This is a genomic window from Bradyrhizobium sp. SZCCHNR1002 (assembly GCF_032381435.1).
Taxonomy (GTDB): domain Bacteria; phylum Pseudomonadota; class Alphaproteobacteria; order Rhizobiales; family Xanthobacteraceae; genus Bradyrhizobium; species Bradyrhizobium aeschynomenes.
The window spans coordinates 1-13682 of record NZ_JAUHIS010000011.1 but is presented as its reverse complement, the minus strand read 5'-3'; the positions used below and the strand labels follow the sequence as shown (position 1 = coordinate 13682).

The following is a 13682-nucleotide window of genomic DNA, read 5'->3' as shown; positions in this document are numbered from 1 at the left end:
GCCCGCGCCGAACGCCGCTCCGCATCCGTCGCCGGCCCATCCGTCCCCATCACGCGGGACTGGACGTCAACACACACGCGCGACGGCCGCCGTCCATCGCGCGTGAAATGTTTCCATCCGTTTCTGTCGCCTTTACGTCGTAAGTTCGACGGTTTTGAAGTCGGCCGGCAGGATCACTTCGAGCAGCTCGACGTCGTCGGAATAGTCGAGGATCATGTGCCGGATCTTCGGCGGCTGCGTCCAGCAGCTGCCCTCCTTCATCAGGGTCTCGCCAACGCCTTCGAGGTAGCTCTTCACCCAGCCCTTGAGCACATAGACCATCTGGAAGTCGACGGCATGGGTGTGCAGCTTCGACACCTCCAGCGGATTGCACGGCGGCAGCATGCGGATGACATGCGCGCGTGCGAGGCCATGGGTGGCGGCGGCGATGCCGAGATCGCGATAATGCGCATAGGCGCGCAGGCCGTCGGCCTTGAAATCCTCCTCGCGGTGGTGAGAGATCGCGACCTTCTGCTTCGGCCGCCGCGGCGCCGGCGCCGGCCGCCCCTTGCTCACGAGCGCCTTGCGCGCGGACGGCGCAACGGCCCTGCCCGGCCTGGCGGGCGTGTTGCCAAGCGTCTTGGCGATGGTCTTGGCGATGGCCTTTGCGCTGGCTTTGGCGGGCGCCTTCGCAGCCGCCTTGCTACTCTTGCTGGTCTTCAGCGCTGCGGCCTTGGCGGCGGCGCGTGATGCCGGTTTGGTGATGCGGCTCTTGCTGGCCATGGTGCTCTCCCTGCGAGTCCTCGATGCAAGGCTAGCACATGTTGTCGAACGTCAGCAGCTTCTCCAACAAAGGTCGTCATTCCGGGGCGTGCGAAGCACGAGCCCGGAATCCATTCCTCCGCGCGTTATGCCGCCCGATGGATTCCGGGCTCGCGCTACGCGCGCCCCGGAATGACACCGGTGATGGGGCGGCGACCACAGCTCATGCAGGGCTACGAACTGCGACCTCGTCGCTAGGGGGATACGGATTGGAGAGATTCAGTAGCTTCTCCAACAAAGGCCGTCATTCCGGGGCGTGCGAAGCACGAGCCCGGAATCCATTCCTCCGCGCGTTATGCCGCCCGATGGTTTCCGGGCTCGCGCTGACGCGTGCCCCGGAATGACACCGGTGGTGGGACGGCTGCGGTGCCCGTCAGCTCAATGCAGCCGGAACACGCCGTCGACGGCGCGCAGCTCGGCCGGCTTGATCAGCTTCGAATGCGCCACCGTGACCGAGTGCAACGGGCCCTCGATCTTCTCCTGCCAGAACGCCAGGAAATCCTGCAGCGCCGGGAATTTCGGAAACAGGTCGTAGTTCTGCCAGACATAGGTTTGCAGCAGCGAGCGATGGTCCGGCATCCGATACAGGATCTGCGCGGTCGTCAGCCCATAACCCAGCACCTGTTTCCGAAAGTCCTCGGAAACCTCAACCCTCGACACCATGCCAACCCTCCGTTTCTGGAGCGCATGTCCGCGTGGCAACCGGGATGGAGCCACCCGGCAAAGATGCGCTCACTGCAAAAGAAATGTGACGCATGTCCTCAACCCATCTCAAGCTTAAATGTTTAACGGCATGTTGAAAAATGCTGCATTAGCAGCCACTTAGCCCAGGTGCTAATACGGTGTTTCGCGTTTCGTTCCGCTCGTGTTAACGCTATCGGAACGCTTTGGCAGAGCGCGCAGTTGACTGCTAATTTTTCTGCTACAAGGCCTTGCCCGGCTGGACACTCTCCCCTAAATCCAGCCCGCGTGCTGGCACTCGCCGGCATCGACTGCCAAATCTCCAGAAACTGACAATCGCTTCAATTGCTTAGGAGGACTGTATGGCTTTCCGTCCGCTTCACGACCGCGTCGTGGTCAAGCGCATCGACGCCGAAGAGAAGACCGCTGGCGGCATCATCATCCCCGACTCGGCCAAGGAAAAGCCCTCGCAGGGCGAAGTGATCGCGGTGGGCCCCGGCGCTCGCGACGAGAGCGGCAAGCTGGTCCCGCTCGACGTCCAGGTCGGTGATCGCGTGCTGTTCGGCAAGTGGTCGGGCACCGAGGTCAAGATCGACGGCCAGGAGCTGCTGATCATGAAGGAAAGCGACATCATGGGCGTCCTGACCGACGTCGGCGCCAAGAAGAAGGCCGCCTGATCCAAGCTCGCACAACGCTCACCCTGAGGAGCGCGCCTGCGGGCGCCTCGCCAAGGGGTGAGACAGACAATTCAACTCAGGGAAACCCAATATGTCAGCGAAAGACGTAAAGTTCGGCGTCGAAGCCCGCGACCGCATGCTGCGCGGCGTGGACATTCTCGCCAATGCCGTGAAGGTCACGCTCGGTCCGAAGGGCCGCAACGTCGTCCTCGACAAGTCGTTCGGCGCGCCGCGCATCACCAAGGACGGCGTCACCGTCGCCAAGGAAATCGAGCTCGACGACAAGTTCGAGAACATGGGCGCGCAGATGGTGCGCGAGGTCGCCTCGAAGTCCGCTGACGCGGCCGGCGACGGCACCACCACCGCGACCGTGCTGGCCCAGGCCATCGTGCGCGAAGGCGCCAAGGCGGTTGCCGCCGGCATGAACCCGATGGATCTGAAGCGCGGCATCGACCTCGCGGTCGAGGCGGTCGTCGCCGATCTCGTCAAGAACTCCAAGAAGGTCACGTCGAACGACGAGATCGCCCAGGTCGGCACCATCTCCGCCAACGGCGACTCCGAGATCGGCAAGTTCCTCGCCGACGCCATGAAGAAGGTCGGCAACGAGGGCGTGATCACAGTCGAGGAAGCCAAGTCGCTCGAGACCGAGCTCGACGTCGTCGAGGGCATGCAGTTCGATCGCGGCTACATCTCGCCCTACTTCGTCACCAACGCCGACAAGATGCGCGTTGAGATGGACGACGCCTACATCCTCATCAACGAGAAGAAGCTGTCGTCGCTGAACGAGCTGCTGCCGCTGCTCGAGGCCGTGGTGCAGACCGGCAAGCCGCTGGTCATCGTCGCCGAGGACGTCGAGGGCGAGGCTCTGGCCACGCTCGTCGTCAACCGCCTGCGTGGCGGCCTGAAGGTCGCTGCCGTCAAGGCGCCGGGCTTCGGCGACCGCCGCAAGGCCATGCTGCAGGACATCGCGATCCTGACCGGCGGCCAGGCGATCTCGGAAGACCTCGGCATCAAGCTCGAGAACGTCAACCTCTCCATGCTCGGCCGCGCCAAGAAGGTGATGATCGACAAGGAGAACACCACGATCGTCAACGGCGCCGGCAAGAAGGCCGACATCGAGGCGCGCGTTCAGCAGATCAAGGCGCAGATCGAGGAGACCACCTCGGACTACGACCGCGAGAAGCTGCAGGAGCGTCTGGCCAAGCTCGCCGGCGGCGTCGCGGTCATCCGCGTCGGCGGCGCGACCGAGGTCGAGGTCAAGGAGCGCAAGGATCGCGTGGATGACGCGATGCATGCGACCCGCGCGGCTGTCGAGGAAGGCATCCTGCCGGGCGGCGGCGTCGCCCTGCTCCGTGCCTCCGAGCAGCTCAAGGGCGTCCGCGCCAAGAACGAGGACCAGAAGACCGGCATCGAGATCGTCCGCAAGGCGCTCTCCGCCCCGGCCCGCCAGATCGCGATCAACGCGGGCGAGGACGGTTCGGTCATCGTCGGCAAGATCCTCGAGAAGGAGCAGTATGCGTACGGCTTCGACTCGCAGACCGGCGACTACGTGAACATGGTGTCCAAGGGCATCATCGACCCGACCAAGGTCGTGCGCGCCGCGATCCAGAACGCAGCGTCGGTGGCCGGCCTGCTGATCACCACCGAGGCGATGGTCGCCGAGCTGCCGAAGAAGAACGCCGGCGGCCCCGCGATGCCTCCGGGCGGCGGCATGGGCGGCATGGACTTCTAAAGTCAGGCTTCCAACGCGAATACCAAGGGCGCAGCGCAAGCTGCGCCCTTTTTGCTTTGGACGAGTAGAATGGGCAAAGGCGGCCGCGCCGTCGCCGCAGGCGCGAACGGGTGGCGCCATGCCCACCATCTTGCTGATGAGTTTGCAGGACGATGGCGGGCACGCTGCCGCCTTTCAGCGGCCGCTTTCCCCACACTCTGCCGACCTCACTCCGGCGCGTGCTTCAGCGCACCATCGTCCCGATCCGCTCGAACCGGGCCCGCGGTCCTTCGTCGACACCGCCGGCCCCCGAGAAGAAGATCATGCCGAAGCGGCCGATGAGGTTCTCGACCGGGATCGCGCCGATCTGTGACATGCGGCTGTCGGTCGAATTGTCCCTGTTGTCGCCGAGCATGAACAGATGTCCGGCCGGAACGGTGGTCGGGTTCGTCTCATCGAAGGCGCCGTGGTCGAGGCAATCGATCGTCTCATAGCTCGCGCCGTTCGGCAGCGTCTCCCGCCAGCGCTTCGCCGGACGCGAACTTCCCGCACAAGCCTCCTCGCCCGCGACATCGGCCAGCCGCTCGCGCGCGACCGGCTGTCCGTTGAGATGAAGCACGCCGTCGCGCATCTGGACGCGATCTCCGGGCAGGCCGACCACCCGCTTGACGTAGTCGACGCCGCCTTCGCCTCGCGGCAGGCGGAAGACGACGACGTCGCCGCGCGCGGGCATTGCGCCGAAGATGCGCCCCGCGAACAGCGGCGGCGCGAATGGCAGCGAATAGCGGCTGTAGCCATAGGCGTATTTCGTCGCGAACACGTTGTCGCCGACCAGCAGGGTCGGCATCATCGAGGCGGCGGGCACGCTGAACGGCTGGAAGGCAAAGGTTCTGACGGCCAGCGCGCCGAGCGCCGGCACCAGCAGCGCCGCAACGGCATAGGTGAGGATGCCCCGCCAAAGACGGAGGCCTGCGACCTCGGCCATCATCGCTGCGGTCACGGCCATCGCCCAGAGGCCGCAGATGCCGCCCAGAATCTGCAACGGCATCGAGACGCCGGAGACCTGGCCCGCGCTCGCTGATGCCGCAACGATCGCGACGCCGCCGAGAATCACCGGCAGTCCGCCAAAGGCGAGGGCTGCGCGCATCGCCGCGGCCGACGCCTGGCCGCCCAGTCGACGCACCAACCATGCAGCGATCGCGCCGAGGACATAGAGATTGATCACGCCTAGCGCGCCCCCGATCGCCAAGCAGAACAGGAGCGCGCGCCAGTCGAACAGATCGTTCGCCGTCCCGAAGCCGAGCACCGTGTTGATGGCCGAGGCGACCCCGCCTGCAACCGCGAGCGGCACAACGAGCGGATGCGGCAACCGCGCGACGATGCGCGCAATCGTGCGCCGCGGGTGCAGCCACACCGACACGAACGGCGATCCCTCGGGCGTCGTCACGGGCATGATATCGGACATGGATCATCCTCATTCGGCACAGCTTCACTTGAGCCGCGCGCGACATGGTTGCGGTCAATCATGCCGCACGCGCAAGCGAAAGCGCAAAGGCTATTGCACGGGCAGAGCCCGCCTACGACGGCACCGATCGCTTCTTCCGCCACGGCGCGTCGTCCTCCCAGTCGCCGGCCATGATCGAGCCGTAGGGGATCACCTCGTCGACGACCTCGCCGAGCCCGAAACGCGCGATCTGCGCGCGTACTGACGCCGCATTCTTGTAGGCCTGCGGCAGCTCCGAGAGGTCGGGCTTGCCGCAATAGAACCGCGCGTCGATGCCCTCGGGAAGGTCGGGGCGATGCTCGCGCAAGAATGCCTTGCGGCCGAGATTGCGGCCGGCACCGTGCGGCGCGAAACCGAGCGCGTCCTTGTTGTCGCGATGCTTGATGATCAGCACCGGCTCGGCCATGTTGAGCGGCACGATGGTGCGGCCGTCATCATCGGCCGAGAAGCCGGACCAATTCGGCGTTGCGCCCTTGCCGTGGTAGTACAGGCCATCGCTCTTCTGGAAGACGAAGTTGTGCTCGTTCCAGAACCGGTCGGCGACGGCATTGCCGAGCTTGGCCGCCGCGAGATCATGGATCGCGTGATGATTGGCCCTGGTCCACAACCGCGCCACCTGCAGCGCCTCCCAATAGGCGCGGCCGTCGTCGCTCGACGCCCTGATCCAGGCGCTGTGCTCGGGGACCTTCGGCGCGTGGATCGCGGTGTGTTTGCGCGCGACCGCCATGCCGCGCTTGTAGAGCTGCGCGCCGAAGCCGCGCGAGCCGTGATGCGTCACCAGCGCCGCCTGCCCCGTCGACTTCAGATGCCCGACGAAGGCGAAGTGATTGCCGTCGCCCTGCGTGGCGAAATGGCCGACCGCGAAGCGCTCCAGACCTTTGAGGAAGGGGTTGTTGTCAAAACCCTGCATCACCTCGTCCGGCGGCTGGTGCAGCCGGTCGCGGCCGCCGGGACCGAAGTGAGTGACGGCGTTGACAGCATCGAGGATGCGCTTGGGATCGTCCTTGCGCGCGAACACGGTCACCGCCACCGAGCAGCAGATATCAGACGAATGGAAGCCGGGATGGATGGCGTCCTCGCACGCCACCACGCCGCCCACGGGAATGGTGCCGAGCGCCGTGCCCGACGGGCAGGCGTCGGGCATCACGGCGCCGGCCACGATGGTCGGCACCCGCATCAGCGCATCCATGTGCTGCGCGACCGCCGCGACATTGGCACGCTCGAGCTCGTTCTCGGCCTCGATCAGCATCGCAAACGGCACGCCATTGGTGCGCATCAACGCCTCCGCCGGCTGCAGCGCCTGCAACGCGACGAAGATCGCGTCATCATCGGCACCCTCGGCGCGCAGCGCGTTCGCGGTCGCCAGCGCGTCCTTGAACCAGCGGCCCGGCTTCAAGCCCCAGGCAATCAGAGTGTTTCCGTCGATCATGGCAGGTCTCGCGTTCGGTCGGATTCGTTTGTTGCCGCGAACGGGCATTGCGTTCACCTGCGACACTCCCTCCGCCGTCATTCCGGGGCTCGCGCAGCGAGAGCCCGGAATCCATACTCACGACGGCGGTGTGGCACGAGGTGCAAGTGGCAGCGGTCTTCGCCACATCCCCGATCGGGGTTATGGATTCCGGGCTCAGCCGCTGCGCGGCTGCCCCGGAATGACGAGGAGAGAGTTTGGCGTCTCACCTCGCACGCCGGTACATCACGTCGGTCCGCAGCACGTATTTACGTCCCCGCGTCACCCGATCGCCGCGATGCATGATCGGGTGGTGGAACAGCAGCGCCATGCCCTGCTGCGGGGTGATGCGGAGCGGACCTTCCGGCATCAGGCCCGTGTCGTCGCAGAACGAGGTGGCCCCACCTTCGAAATCATCGTTGAGATAGATCAGGAAGGTGAACAGGCTGCGCTCGCCGTTGTCGCGGGCGAAATGGCCGTCGCGATGCCAATCGAACTTCTGGCCGACGTCGTAGCGATACAGCCGCAACCGCTCGTTTAGCCCGACCGGCTGCCAGCGATGCTGGAACGACGGCGCGAGATGACCGGCGAGCCGTGCATAGAGACTCTGCGCCCGCTCGGCGTCGTCGACCATGACGCGCTCATTGTTGCGCACGTCCTTGGCAATGATCATACCCATCGAGGTCGAGATCGGCGCATCCCCGAAGCCGATCGCCTCACCCCAGCGGATGTAGTCATCGCACTCCTCGGCCGACAGAAAGCTCGCGATCGTCTCGATGTCGTCAGCGTGCCAAGTGAGCTCGGTCATCATCATATCCTCCATTCCCGCCGTCATTCCGGGGCGCGCGCAGCGCGAGCCCGGAATCCATAGCCACTGCCGCTCGTGTGGTACGAGATGCAAATGGCGCTCCCGTTCGTTCGACTCCCCTCGTAGTTATGGATTCCGGGCTCAGCCCTGCGGGCTGCCCCGGAATGACGAGGGGAGAACGAGGACGCGCTCAATCCTTGAACGGATCGAACTCGCCCTCGCCGGCCATCACGACCGCGAACGGCCGCAGCGTGTGCACCACCTTCACCGAGCCGGCGTGCTCGGCCAGCACCTCGGGCAGGCGCCGATAGGCCATCGGGCTCTCGTCGAGGTCGGCGCCGATCAGGGTGACGCCGCGGCTCTGCAGCCAGGCGTCCATCTCGTCGCGGGTGAAGCGCCGCTTTGCCTCACGCCGCCCGAACATTCGCCCGGCCCCATGCACCGTCGAGTACAGCGACGCCTTCGCCTCCTCCGACTCGACGCCCTCGATGATGACGGCGTCGTCGCCCATTGAGCCCCCGACGAAGCCGCGCTGCCCCGGAAAGGCCGGCGTGGCGCCCTTGCGCACCACCCACAGATCGCGCCCGTCGTGGGTCTCACGCCAGGCGTAGTTGTGGTGGTTGTGCACGCTGTCGGTGACCGCGCCGCCGATGATCTGGCGCACGCGCTCCACCACCCACTCGCGGCCCGCATAGGCGTAGCGCCCGGCGAGCTGCATCGCGGCGATGTAGCGCTGCCCGACCTCCGAGTCCTCGTCGACGACGGCGGGCGGCACGTTCATGCCGTCCTTGCCGCCGGCGGCCTTGAGGTAGCGCGTCGCCGAGGTGTGGCCGAGACCACGGCTGCCGAAATGCACGCCGATCCAGACCAAGCCGTCCTCGTCGCGCATCAGATCGACATAGTGGTTGCCCGACCCGACCGTGCCGAGCTGCCCGACCGCCTTCTGCCGGTAGGCGTCCATGTCGGACTCCCGCCACGCATCGGCATCATCGAACAGCTCATGCTCGACGCGCTCGGCGTTCTTGCGGCCGACGCCGAACGAGATCACCTTCGACACGTCCTTGATGATCGCGCCGACCTTGTCCTCGATCGCGCTGAACGGCGTGTCGAGCCGCACCGCCATGTTGCCGCAGCCGATGTCGAAGCCGACGCCGGAGATGCTGATCTGCTTCTCATAGGCGATCACCCCGCCGACCGGCTGCGCGTAGCCGAGATGACCGTCGGCACAGATCACGCCGGCGACGGCATTGCCGACCGCCATGCAGTTCTTCATCTGCGCGATCGTGGCAGCCTCATGCGTCCCGAAAACCTTCAGCGGGCTGTTCTGGTACTGCGCCGCCTGCGGCCGGTTGGCCACCGTGTCGGGCAGCGCCGCGGCCTCGCGCGCGAGCTGCTCCTTGCGCGCGGCGTCGCGGAAGGTGCACCACAACGGCATCGAGCGCTGGCCGGGCCGCTCGACCCGCGCATCCGGATCGAGCCCGGCCTCGACGGCCAGCTCTCGCGCACGGTCTTTGTAGGGATCGGCTCGCATCGGATCCTCCTCTTTGCTCGCATCAGGACGCGGAGCACCAACACGGTGCTTCCGCCATCGACGCTCGCGCGAACCGTCGCGCAAGCGGGTTGTGCAGGCCAGGAGGTGGATCTGAGTTGAGGGAGACTCCGCGTGGGGAGCCCAGTCTCGGGATGATCGTCGCTCTGGCCGGGTCGGCAGAGGGACGATCCCGCTGCCGCGTTAGGCTATCAGTCTGATATTGACGGGTAGCACGTTGGCTGCGGAGACCGCCGGCACGCGCAGGACCAGCTCATGGCGCCGCGATTGCGGCAGCGCGCTGTCCTTGATGTGGCGTGGGGTCGGATACGACATGGGTCTCTCGCTGCGGATCAACCGCGTGGAAGTTGGCGCGTGCAGATACAGGGTGTTTTTGGACTTGTAAAGTGACGAGTCTACTAATGATGAGCAATGCTGGCGATGTGGGGTCGCCGGAGCACATCATGGAGTTTCGTGGTTATGGATTCCGGGCTCAGCCGCTGCGCGGCTGCCCCGGAATGACGGGAGGATGGATCACGCCCCCCCTCATCCGTCATTCCGGGGCGCGCGAAGCGCGAGCCCGGAATCCATACGCATTATGAGCATTTGAGCCTCACTGCTCATCCACAAATCCCCGGATACAGATCATCCCAGCTCGGGTTCTGCTCCTCGATCAGCCTGATCTTCCAATCCCGCCGCCACTTCTTCAGCTCTTTCTCGCGGGTGATGGCGCTCGTTGGATCATCATAGATCTCGACCCAGACGAGCATGCCAACGTCGTAACGGGACGTGAAGCTTGGCGTGGCCTTAGACCGATGCTCATGGACTCGCCGCACGAGATCATTCGTCACGCCAAGGTACAGCGTGCCATGCTTCTTGCTCGCAAGCAGATAGACGTAGTACGCCATCAGACAGCCGTGGTTATGGATTCCGGGCTCGCCCTTCGGGCGCCCCGGAATGACAAGCGGAGAGAGCCCGTACCCTATCCGCTTGTCATTCCGGGGCTCGCGAAGCGAGAGCCCGGAATCCATACTCCCGAAACTCAGTTGAACTTGCAACTTGCTTCTCCCATCACACAAACAAACGAAAGGCCGCCCGTAGGCGGCCTTTCTCATCAGTAACTCGGCGATGCAGCCTCACGCCGCATCCGGCGCCTTCAGCCGCACCAGCCGCGTCAGCAGCGCATCCAAGCCCGCACCCTCACCGGCATGCAGGTCGATGCGGCCGACCTTCTCGACCAGGCGCTCCAGCGACTCCAGCTCCTTGAGCCGCAGCAGCAGCGGGTTCTCCTCCATCAACCTGGCGGTGTTCAGGAGCGAGCGCGTCGCCGCGGTCTCCTCCTGGCGGCGGATCAAATTGGCCTTCGCCAGCCGCTCCGCCTCCACCACCTTGTTGACGAGCTCGCGGATCTCGCCGGGCAGGATCACGTCCTTCACGCCGAGCTCCGTCACCTCCACACCCGAGCCGTCGAGCCGCGCGCGCACGTAGTCGCGCAGCTCGGCGTCGAGCGAGGCCTTCGCCGCCAGCACCTCGTCGAGCGTGCGTGACGCCACCGCCTCGCGGATCGCGAACTGCACCAGCCGGTACAGCCACGCATCCACGTCCGGCGTCGTCGCCAGCGCCGCCTCCGGATCAACGATCCGGCGGAACGCCGTCAAGGTCACCCGCAGCGCGATGCGATCCTTGGTCAGCATCTCCTGCGCGGTGATCTCGAGCGCGGTCGGCCTGAGATCGAGGCGCTTGACCTCGACCTTGCGGCCGATCGCCCAGAACGCATGCCGGCCCGGCGCCAGCCGCTCCGTCAGCTTGCCGTCGACGTGGAGCAGACCGGCCTCGTGGTTCTCGACCACGACCTCGGTCACGATGCCCGGGCGGTTGCGCTCGATCATCGCCAGGTGGCGCACGCTCACGCGCACGTCGCTGGTGATGTCGACCCGCTCCGCCTCGACCCGCGTCGCCACCTTCCAGTAGACGCGGGTCTGCCACGGCGTCAGCAGGTGCGCCGGCCGGCCGTCGAGGCTCACGATCGCGATCTCGTTCGCGCCCGTCTCCACCGCCTCGAACAGCTCGGCCGCGAGATCGGCCCGCGCCGCCTTCAGCACCGCGTAACGATCGGCCGGGTATTCGGCCTTGACCACGTCGAACACCTGCACGGTCTGCCGGTGCAGCGGATCGAGCAGCGCATGACGGCCGGGACCGAGCACGCGCACGAGCTGGCCATCGCGCCAGACCAGCGCCCGCTCGCCATCCGCCACCGTCTGCGTCTTCATCATCACATGCCAGCTCATGGCACTCTCCTGTCACGCAAGGTCCGGCCGGATGCCGGGCCCCGCTCTGTTGGCTGCCGGCCCACGCCCGCAGCAGTTTGAAATTCAAAGGACGTGAGGACCGGACGGCGCTTCCTGCCTGAACCGAGCGGGCCGCGGCTTGAGCGTCGGGTGCGGCCGGGCGCCTGCACACCTCACGGCCGCCTTAGCGGACGTGGCGATGCGCAAGCTGTCCCGGCCATACGCGACGCGGTATCCACCGCGGCACAGAGCCGGCTCTGCAGTGTCCCGATCAGGTCGCCATGACCGAGGCATTGCCTCGGAGCAGAACGGCCGAACCGCGACTGAAGCGCGCGTCCGGTCCTCGTCAGAGGAAATTAGCTTGCAAAGCTAACGCGCGGAGCGCTGGAGCGGGAGTCGAACCCGCGACAGGATGATTCATGGTCATCTGCTCTAACCATCTGAGCTATCCATTGTGTGTCGATCGGATTCGAACCGATGCCGTCGGGCTCTCACCCGATGCTCACCATGAGCTTCGACGCGTATCTTCTCTTCAGCGGAATACGCCACCGGATGCCGGCCCGCACCAGTCGGGATCTCAACGAGCCCGAACCCATGGCCGAAGCGAAGGACGGCGCGTATAGATCGACTAATACGACATGGCAAGTGTTAGTTTGTAGATGCATCACTATTTTTGACTCGAACTCAGCTAATGACCTCGGGATCTCGCCACGTCGTCATTCCGGGGCGCGCGCAGCGCGAGCCCGGAATCCATAACCACGAGCGGACATTTGACGAAGATGAGCGCCACTCGCATCTCGCGCCACATGAGCAGATGTGGCTATGGATTCCGGGCTCGCGCTACGCGCGCCCCGGAATGACCGCTGTGTCGATGCAGATCATGATACGGTACGCAACTTCGTAGCCCGGATGAGCGTAAGCGACATCCGGGTTCACACGCGCAGCCGATAGGAACCCGGACGCCGCCTGCGCCGACGCCCTTTGGGAATCGACGCAGGCGCATCCGGGCTCCACGCCCTTTCACCGCTCCAGCTCCACGTCCCAATACAGATAATCCTGCCATGTCACATGCAGGAATCTCGGCGGGAACAGGCGCTGGGCGGCCATCAGCTCGTGCCGCGTCGGCTCGAACGGCGGCCGCCGCGGCTTGAGGTAGCGACGGTCCTTGCGCGCGTTGCACGGACTGCAGGCCGCGACGATGTTGGCCCACGACGTCTCGCCGCCATCGGCGCGCGGCACGACGTGGTCGAAGGTCAGCTCGCCGTGGAGATAACGGCCACCGCAATACTGACATTCGAACCGGTCGCGCAGGAAGACGTTGAAGCGCGTGAACGGCACGCGCATCGCAGGCCTCACATAGTCGCGCAACGCGATCACCGACGGCAGCCGCATGCTGACGCTCGGGCTGCGGACAACCCGGTCGTACTCCGCGACCACGACGTGAGAGCCGCTGACCACCGCGCGGATCGCATCCTCCCAACTGACCACCGACAGCGGAAAGTAGCTCAGCGGCTGGAAGTCGGCGTTGAGAACGAGCGCGGGATGTGTTGCTGACATCGTCGACCTCCTTTCTCGGGCTCGGCCGGCTCATGATTGCGGATGTCCGACGGGACGACCGGATTCGTCAGGCGCGTGCGCGGTCGCAGCGCCATGGATGTAGTCGAGATAGATCTGCCGCGCGGCTGCCTCGCTGACGCCGCGGCAGGCCATCGCGATGCGCACGAAGGCAAGCGCCACCGGCGAGGACAGCGCGCGTGCGTGGTCGCAAATCTCAGGGTCTTCGCTCGTCATGCGGGTCATCTGACCCTCCGCTCGATGTGCGGAGGGTCGGATCCCGCCGCGAATTACACGTCTGCTGAAATTTGAAGTCCCGGTTTCGCCCGGGACAGTGCGAGATTGTCAGGACCCTGACAGGCGACGCCCATGCCGAACCAGCCGCGCGACCAGGTGAATGGCCGTTCGTTGGCGGGGGTGTTCGCGAGATGTGAGCTTAGGCTCAACACGGTCGTGGTCCTCAAGGGAGCGCCCGATATCGGCGGTCCGTTTTCGATGGGGCAGAGCTATGCGCAGAATTTTCCGAAGCCGTCAAGGCCGGATGGCGATGGCAAATGATAGTGCTGCGGTCGAGCGCGGCAGATCGGCAACAGCCGGACTGCCCGTCGAGGCTGGGCAAGAATCCAAATTAAGAGGCTAGGAGGGCTCGGCGCGGTGCGACTTCGAGCCATAGCCGTATCATC

Annotated in this window: 14 protein-coding genes and 1 tRNA gene; 3 read left to right on the top strand and 12 right to left on the bottom strand. The window is 65.5% G+C overall.

Annotated features, from left to right (window positions below; genetic code table 11):
* Positions 1–132: 132 nt before the first annotated feature.
* Together QX108_RS32585 and QX108_RS32580 are read right to left on the bottom strand one after the other, a co-directional pair.
* Positions 133–762, bottom strand: a complete 630-nt coding sequence (locus tag QX108_RS32585; protein WP_315786379.1) for a cupin domain-containing protein — start codon at positions 760–762, stop codon at positions 133–135.
* A gap of 417 nt (positions 763–1179) precedes the next feature.
* Positions 1180–1464 (bottom strand): usg protein, encoded by a 285-nt coding sequence (locus QX108_RS32580; protein ID WP_009030613.1) that lies wholly within the window; start codon positions 1462–1464, stop codon positions 1180–1182.
* 380 nt (positions 1465–1844) lie between these two features.
* Here QX108_RS32580 and groES point away from each other — a divergent pair, with 380 nt between their 5' ends.
* Positions 1845–2159: a co-chaperone GroES gene (gene groES / locus QX108_RS32575; protein ID WP_008969797.1), complete on the top strand. Its 315-nt coding sequence runs from the start codon at positions 1845–1847 to the stop codon at positions 2157–2159.
* 91 nt (positions 2160–2250) lie between these two features.
* Entirely contained in the window at positions 2251–3891 is a 1641-nt protein-coding gene (gene groL, locus QX108_RS32570; protein ID WP_315786374.1) for a chaperonin GroEL, read from the top strand.
* Positions 3892–4114: 223 nt separating this feature from the next.
* Here the strand turns inward: groL and lepB are convergent, their stop codons facing one another.
* The 10 genes from lepB to QX108_RS32520 all read right to left on the bottom strand — a co-directional run bounded on the left by lepB (position 4115) and on the right by QX108_RS32520 (position 13245).
* Positions 4115–5323 (bottom strand): signal peptidase I, encoded by a 1209-nt coding sequence (lepB, locus tag QX108_RS32565; RefSeq protein WP_315786585.1) that lies wholly within the window; start codon positions 5321–5323, stop codon positions 4115–4117.
* A gap of 124 nt (positions 5324–5447) precedes the next feature.
* A complete protein-coding gene (locus tag QX108_RS32560) occupies positions 5448–6803 on the bottom strand; it encodes an RtcB family protein (RefSeq protein WP_315786371.1) in 1356 nt (451 codons plus the stop codon).
* Between the two features lie 244 nt (positions 6804–7047).
* Positions 7048–7629: a 2OG-Fe(II) oxygenase gene (locus tag QX108_RS32555; protein WP_315719439.1), complete on the bottom strand. Its 582-nt coding sequence runs from the start codon at positions 7627–7629 to the stop codon at positions 7048–7050.
* 190 nt (positions 7630–7819) lie between these two features.
* On the bottom strand, positions 7820–9160 hold the full coding sequence (locus QX108_RS32550; RefSeq protein ID WP_315719438.1) for an RtcB family protein: 1341 nt from the start codon (positions 9158–9160) through the stop codon (positions 7820–7822).
* A gap of 201 nt (positions 9161–9361) precedes the next feature.
* A complete protein-coding gene (locus QX108_RS32545; protein ID WP_315786366.1) occupies positions 9362–9493 on the bottom strand; it encodes a hypothetical protein in 132 nt (43 codons plus the stop codon).
* Positions 9494–9777: 284 nt separating this feature from the next.
* Positions 9778–10065, bottom strand: a complete 288-nt coding sequence (locus QX108_RS32540) for a GIY-YIG nuclease family protein (protein WP_315786363.1) — start codon at positions 10063–10065, stop codon at positions 9778–9780.
* Between the two features lie 228 nt (positions 10066–10293).
* Positions 10294–11445, bottom strand: a complete 1152-nt coding sequence (locus QX108_RS32535; RefSeq protein WP_315786361.1) for a slipin family protein — start codon at positions 11443–11445, stop codon at positions 10294–10296.
* Positions 11446–11826: 381 nt separating this feature from the next.
* A tRNA-His gene (locus QX108_RS32530) sits at positions 11827–11900 on the bottom strand.
* Between the two features lie 565 nt (positions 11901–12465).
* Positions 12466–13002, bottom strand: a complete 537-nt coding sequence (locus tag QX108_RS32525; protein WP_315786359.1) for an HNH endonuclease — start codon at positions 13000–13002, stop codon at positions 12466–12468.
* Positions 13003–13032: 30 nt separating this feature from the next.
* Entirely contained in the window at positions 13033–13245 is a 213-nt protein-coding gene (locus QX108_RS32520; protein ID WP_172130955.1) for a hypothetical protein, read from the bottom strand.
* A 123-nt stretch (positions 13246–13368) separates the two neighbouring features.
* Between QX108_RS32520 and QX108_RS32515 the strand changes: the two genes are divergently transcribed.
* Entirely contained in the window at positions 13369–13557 is a 189-nt protein-coding gene (locus tag QX108_RS32515; protein ID WP_315786354.1) for a hypothetical protein, read from the top strand.
* Positions 13558–13682: the final 125 nt, after the last annotated feature.

Coding starts and splice junctions, on each gene's coding strand:
- QX108_RS32585 (WP_315786379.1), bottom strand. CDS start 762: ATGGCCAGCAAGAGCCGCATCACCAAACCGGCATCACGCGCCGCCGCC.
- QX108_RS32580 (WP_009030613.1), bottom strand. CDS start 1,464: ATGGTGTCGAGGGTTGAGGTTTCCGAGGACTTTCGGAAACAGGTGCTG.
- groES (WP_008969797.1), top strand. CDS start 1,845: ATGGCTTTCCGTCCGCTTCACGACCGCGTCGTGGTCAAGCGCATCGAC.
- groL (WP_315786374.1), top strand. CDS start 2,251: ATGTCAGCGAAAGACGTAAAGTTCGGCGTCGAAGCCCGCGACCGCATG.
- lepB (WP_315786585.1), bottom strand. CDS start 5,323: ATGCCCGTGACGACGCCCGAGGGATCGCCGTTCGTGTCGGTGTGGCTG.
- QX108_RS32560 (WP_315786371.1), bottom strand. CDS start 6,803: ATGATCGACGGAAACACTCTGATTGCCTGGGGCTTGAAGCCGGGCCGC.
- QX108_RS32555 (WP_315719439.1), bottom strand. CDS start 7,629: ATGACCGAGCTCACTTGGCACGCTGACGACATCGAGACGATCGCGAGC.
- QX108_RS32550 (WP_315719438.1), bottom strand. CDS start 9,160: ATGCGAGCCGATCCCTACAAAGACCGTGCGCGAGAGCTGGCCGTCGAG.
- QX108_RS32545 (WP_315786366.1), bottom strand. CDS start 9,493: ATGTCGTATCCGACCCCACGCCACATCAAGGACAGCGCGCTGCCGCAA.
- QX108_RS32540 (WP_315786363.1), bottom strand. CDS start 10,065: ATGGCGTACTACGTCTATCTGCTTGCGAGCAAGAAGCATGGCACGCTG.
- QX108_RS32535 (WP_315786361.1), bottom strand. CDS start 11,445: ATGAGCTGGCATGTGATGATGAAGACGCAGACGGTGGCGGATGGCGAG.
- QX108_RS32525 (WP_315786359.1), bottom strand. CDS start 13,002: ATGTCAGCAACACATCCCGCGCTCGTTCTCAACGCCGACTTCCAGCCG.
- QX108_RS32520 (WP_172130955.1), bottom strand. CDS start 13,245: ATGACCCGCATGACGAGCGAAGACCCTGAGATTTGCGACCACGCACGC.
- QX108_RS32515 (WP_315786354.1), top strand. CDS start 13,369: ATGCCGAACCAGCCGCGCGACCAGGTGAATGGCCGTTCGTTGGCGGGG.